General features: G+C 39.9%; 2 tRNA genes and 1 rRNA gene. All 3 read left to right on the top strand.

Annotated features, from left to right (window positions below):
- A 16S ribosomal RNA gene (locus PSH41_RS20040) occupies positions 1-79 on the top strand; the annotation flags it as partial.
- Positions 80-155: 76 nt separating this feature from the next.
- Positions 156-232, top strand: a tRNA-Ile gene (locus tag PSH41_RS20035).
- 67 nt (positions 233-299) lie between these two features.
- Positions 300-375 (top strand) — tRNA-Ala (locus PSH41_RS20030).
- The last annotated feature ends 216 nt before the right edge of the window (positions 376-591 follow it).

Genomic DNA, 591 nt, shown 5'->3' with positions numbered 1-591 from the left:
TACCACGGAGTGATTCATGACTGGGGTGAAGTCGTAACAAGGTAGCCCTAGGGGAACCTGGGGCTGGATCACCTCCTTATACGATTTAGAACTTATTTGTTCGTAGTGTCCACACAGATGATTGTTAATTGTAAAGAGAACAACACTTATTGTTTGGGTCTGTAGCTCAGTTGGTTAGAGCGCACCCCTGATAAGGGTGAGGTCGGTGGTTCAAATCCACCCAGACCCACCACTTCTTATTAATCTTATAACTGGGATTAAAATGAAGTCGGATAACAAACAATAAGACCAGCATATGTGGGGCTATAGCTCAGCTGGGAGAGCGCCTGCCTTGCACGCAGGAGGTCAGCAGTTCGATCCTGCTTAGCTCCACCACTTTACTTCTTAAAAATAAATATTCTTTATCGGGTAGCAACATCACCTGAGAATTGAGTGTGTTTAATTTTGAGAAGTTTTTGATTCTCTGCTCTTTAAAAATTTGGAAAAGCTGATAATAAAATTCTGATAGATACTTTGTATTTATCAAGAGTTTTCAAAAGTAAAAAAGAATGATAGCAGTATCATTCAGTGCCAATTTAATCATTCGTGATT

The sequence above is a fragment of the Pseudoalteromonas sp. CST2 genome (genome assembly GCF_028599385.1).
Lineage (GTDB): Bacteria > Pseudomonadota > Gammaproteobacteria > Enterobacterales > Alteromonadaceae > Pseudoalteromonas > Pseudoalteromonas atlantica.
The sequence above is the reverse complement of the archived record's forward strand: the minus strand, read 5'-3'. Positions and strand labels throughout refer to the sequence as shown.